The sequence below is a fragment of the Devosia indica genome (genome assembly GCF_003056405.1).
Classification (GTDB): domain Bacteria; phylum Pseudomonadota; class Alphaproteobacteria; order Rhizobiales; family Devosiaceae; genus Devosia; species Devosia indica.
Window position 1 is genome coordinate 1 of record NZ_PYVZ01000035.1, and the last position, 4,021, is coordinate 4,021.

The 4,021-nt window shown below is 63.1% G+C and carries 4 protein-coding genes; 2 read left to right on the top strand and 2 right to left on the bottom strand.

Features of this window, described 5'->3' with window-relative positions; all coding sequences use genetic code 11:
* The first annotated feature begins 792 nt into the window (after window positions 1-792).
* Window positions 793-1,038: a hypothetical protein gene (locus DDE76_RS19185; protein ID WP_104891350.1), complete on the top strand. Its 246-nt coding sequence runs from the start codon at window positions 793-795 to the stop codon at window positions 1,036-1,038.
* 99 nt (window positions 1,039-1,137) lie between these two features.
* Here DDE76_RS19185 and DDE76_RS19190 read toward each other — a convergent pair whose 3' ends face one another.
* Window positions 1,138-2,496 (bottom strand): sensor histidine kinase, encoded by a 1,359-nt coding sequence (locus DDE76_RS19190; protein ID WP_104891349.1) that lies wholly within the window; start codon window positions 2,494-2,496, stop codon window positions 1,138-1,140.
* Window positions 2,493-3,161 carry a response regulator gene (locus DDE76_RS19195; RefSeq protein ID WP_104894678.1) on the bottom strand — a complete coding sequence of 223 codons (669 nt, stop codon included), beginning with the start codon at window positions 3,159-3,161 and terminating at the stop codon, window positions 2,493-2,495. The genes DDE76_RS19190 and DDE76_RS19195 overlap by 4 nt, the downstream gene beginning before the upstream one ends.
* 172 nt (window positions 3,162-3,333) lie before the next feature.
* On the opposite strand from DDE76_RS19195, the gene DDE76_RS19200 reads away from it, so the two are divergent.
* Entirely contained in the window at window positions 3,334-3,912 is a 579-nt protein-coding gene (locus DDE76_RS19200; protein ID WP_104891348.1) for an SDR family NAD(P)-dependent oxidoreductase, read from the top strand.
* The last annotated feature ends 109 nt before the right edge of the window (window positions 3,913-4,021 follow it).

Below are 4,021 nucleotides of genomic sequence, written 5' to 3' on the forward strand. Positions count from 1 at the left end.
GCCTGTTGGAAGCTCTACCGCCTCGCTTCGCTGCGAGCAGAATGCCAGCGCCAGTATGAACAGAAGCACAAAGGCCGAGCCAATCGCAGGCTTGTATGAATTCATTTGTTCACCTCTCAAATCACGGATCTCCTTCTAGGAGACGCCGTGCCGTAGTGGAATAGCCGGATAGACCGTTTCACCCCAACGTCCATAAAATTTGTGTCATGGGACACGACCTATTGCAGACCAAGTGCGGGAGACACCCCAAATAATTAGCTCGGGGCTCAGATCGCCCAGCTCTTTCGCCTTCCAGTCTAGTGACGTCGCCGTTACGCCATTCCAGGGCGCCTTGGTGTAGAGAAATCGGCATTGTTTCTCCCGAGGTCTCATTTGCGCCGGAGCGAGGGAGGACGCATCTGCCAAGAGAGCAGCGCTCATCCAATCACTTTTGAAGAGCAGCAAAGAAGCCAACGATGCATGCTGGAGTTGGGTGCAGCCGACAAAGCCGAATTGGCGGGCCGTTCTCATCACACCTCCCCGGACAGCGTCAGGGAACCCGCGCTCGACATCGAGACGGCCTATGCGGACGGACGGCTTTCAGGACGGGGAGAAGACCGATCGAACGTCCGAAATGGGGCGCGTTGTTGCAGGACCGCTAAGGAACCTGGTTGCGTTGAACGTTGCCAATTGAAGTTTTTGGTCGCCGCTACCAAACCAGAGCAGTGAAGCGCTAACCCACTGAACGAACGCAATGCTCGCACAACTCGGGCATCGGAAGGTCTTGTCGTTCGACAACGAAAGGACCTCCTTGTGAAAACCTTCCTGACCGCCGCTCTTGTCGCGGCAGCTGGCTTTGTGGCCGCTCCGGCGATAGCCGATGATGATACCATTTTCGGCTGTTCCAAGCACTACGCCCAGATCGAGATCGAGAATCAGGGCTTCGACGTCGTGGACCTCACCGAATGGGGTGACTACATCGTCGCCACCGTTGTCGGCGAAGACGGCCGCCAGAGCTTCCGCTACTTCAACCAGGAGACGCGTAAACTGGTCCGCTAAGGGTGTTCGCCAAAGCCTTCCGATTTCGATGTGCAGGCATAGGCCGGAAGGCCCGTGCCTGCAGCGCTTCAAGTGGGCAGCTCGGGCCGCAGCGCGCTTCTAGGGCCCGGCAATGACGACGACGGGTAGCGAAATCTCGAACAGGGCACCACCCCCGGGCGCGTCACCGACGAGTATGCGTCCGTTGTGTCGAAGCACAATGTCCCGCACCAGGCTAAGGCCAAGCCCAGCACCGTGATCGAGCGGAACGATGCGGCGGAACGGCTCGAAGATGGCCGTCCGATACTCCTCCGCGATGCCAGGGCCGGTATCGGCGACGCGCAGGGCGCCGTCGCGACCGACCCCGACCCGTATCGTGGCCTTCTGCCCGCCGTGAATCACCGCGTTCTGGATCAGGTTGGCGAGGGCACGGGAGAGTGATCCAGGGTCAGCCGAAACGGTCACCCGATCCACTTCGGCGTCGAATTCCAGCTCGTCGCCGGCGGCGATAGCCAGGGGCGCCATGTCGGCCGTGACCTGAGCGGCAAGTTCCACAAGGTCGACGGGCTGAAAGCGCGTTACCCCCACGTCGAGCCGCTGCAGATCGAGCAGCTGATTGGCGAGATTTGTGAGACGGGCGACGTCAAGTAGCAGCCGACCCCGGTGGGCATCGTCGGGGAGAAGCTCGAGGCGGGTCTGAAGAATAGCGATGGGTGTGCGCAGCTCGTGGGCCGCGTCGGCCAGGAAGCGCTCCCGGCGCTCGATGCCCTCGTCGAGCCGCTGCAATGCCGCATTGACGGCCGTGACGAGCGAGTGGAGTTCATCGGGAACATGGCTCGTGGTCAGTCTCATGCCGCGCTGTTCGACGTCGATCGCGTCGGCTTCGGCTGCGACACGGGCGACGCCTTGAAGCAGCCTGCGCACCAGGATGGGGATGAAGATGAACGAGGCGGCAGTGAGGCTGACGAGGAGCGCAATGAAGATGGGATTGCTGAACGCCGTCAGCGCGGTGCGCAAGCGGATCTCCGGGCCACCACCGCCGATGATCCACAGGGACGTCTCCGCTCTGTCCACTCTGCGTACCACCGCCTCTCGGGCCTCGTCCGGCCCGACATCGGGCAGGTAGGCTGAGGTGAGGCGGGGCAGCTCGTCGAGGAGTTCGAGCACAGCCGGCGTCAGCGGTCCATGGCGCGCCACGTTGCCATCCGCGTCCGTGGCATAGAACCACAGGCTGGGATACTTGCGAACGAGTTGGTCGAACACGCCAGCCTTCGGGGCCAGCAATTGGCCGTGGGGGCCGGCGGCCAGTTCGAGGGCAATCTCCTCATAAACAGTGACGTCGAGCCCCTGCTTGTCGGCGATCAACCGCGTTATCGGAATGGCTGCGACAGCGGCAAAGCCGAGCAGGACCGCAGCCTGAAGTGCCGCCATGCGCCAGGTCAGTCGGCTTCGCAGCGATGTTCTGTCCCAGGGCTTCATGCCTGGGCCCGCATGAGATAGCCGACGCCTCGGATGCCGTGAATCTCTACGCCGGCACCGCTCAGCTTGCGCCGCAGGCGAGAAATATGCGCATCGAGCGTATTGGAGGCGATGTCGTCGTCGAAGCCGTAGACAGCATCTTCGAGGACGGAGCGCGTCACAGTCCGCCCCGCGCGCCGGATCAGGGTCTCGAGTGCCAGCAGTTCCCGGCGCGTCAGATCAACCGGCACACCATCAATGTCGGCCTGCCGCTGCTGCAGGTCGAAACAGAGGGTCCCCAGACGCACGGCGCTGCTGCTCAGCTGAGTCGGTCGCCGCATCACGGCCCTTAGGCGCGCCAAGAGCTCATCCACGGCAAAGGGCTTGGGCAGATAGTCGTCCGCCCCCGTATCGAGGCCGGCAATCCGCTGGTCGGAGGAGCCCAGCGCCGAGAGCACGATCACGGGCAGACCCGGGTTCTGACGGCGCAGCAAGGGGATTAGGCTCAGCCCCTCCCCATCGGGAAGTTTGCGATCAAGCAGGATGGCGTCGTGCACGCCGCTGCGACACGCTTCCTCGGCCAGTTCGAGGGTCCGTACGTGGTCGACGACGATGCCGTGGCGCGCCAGAGCGGCAATGAGCACGCTGGCCATGTCCTTCTCGTCCTCAACCAGCAAGATGCGCATCACGCCCTCCTCATCCGGGCTCCCCTAGCTTGCGCACATTGCAGAAGGATTGCGCAATCCCCGAGGCGCCCTCCAACACGCCCGTCGAGCCGGCGAGGAGGCGCAATGTTGGCGCAACGCGGCCGGGCAAGTCTGCGGCATCACAGGTCAACAACCGATCAAGGAGCCAGCAATGACCCAGACCTCGCGCCGCAACCTCCTCGCCATGGCCGCCGCCGCCCCGATCGCCATGGCGACGGCCAGCCTGGCTCAGACCGGACCGAGCAATACCACTTCCAGCTCGTCCAGCGGACGGGCGGCCATCGTGACCGGATCGTCGCGCGGCATTGGCGCGGCCACGGCCAAGCGTCTCGCTTGGGAGGGCTATGCGGTCACCGTCAATTGCCTCGTCAACACCGACCTCGCCGCCCAGGTGGTGGCCGAGATCCAGGCTGCTGGAGGCCAGGCCACCTGGCTGCAGGCCGATGTCGCCGATCCGTCGGCGGTGCAGGCGTTGTTCGATGCGAACGAGGCCGCCTTCGGTGGCGTCGACATCGTGGTCAGCAATGCCGGTATCATGAACACATCGGTGTTCGCCGACTTTGAAGATGCCGCCTTCGACCGCATGTTCGCCACCAACGTCAAGGGCAGCTTCTACGTGCTGCGCGAAGCCTCGCGGCGCATGCGCGATGGCGGCCGCATCATCACGCTCTCCTCGACCTCCATCCGGCAGAAACGCCCCACCCATGGGGGCTACTTGCTGAACTCTTGACTATCCATGTGTGTCTGCAGTGGCTCCGATTCTGACTACAGGCCCATTTCGCGGGTTGCCGCATGCTCAGCCGAAATTTTAGGAATCGTACAGACACGTTGCAAGGTGA

What these genes read in the sequence shown, in the direction of transcription:
- DDE76_RS19190 (WP_104891349.1), bottom strand. Translation starts at nt 2,496, where the DNA reads ATGAAGCCCTGGGACAGAACATCGCTGCGAAGCCGACTGACCTGGCGC.
- DDE76_RS19195 (WP_104894678.1), bottom strand. Translation starts at nt 3,161, where the DNA reads ATGCGCATCTTGCTGGTTGAGGACGAGAAGGACATGGCCAGCGTGCTC.
- DDE76_RS19200 (WP_104891348.1), top strand. Translation starts at nt 3,334, where the DNA reads ATGACCCAGACCTCGCGCCGCAACCTCCTCGCCATGGCCGCCGCCGCC.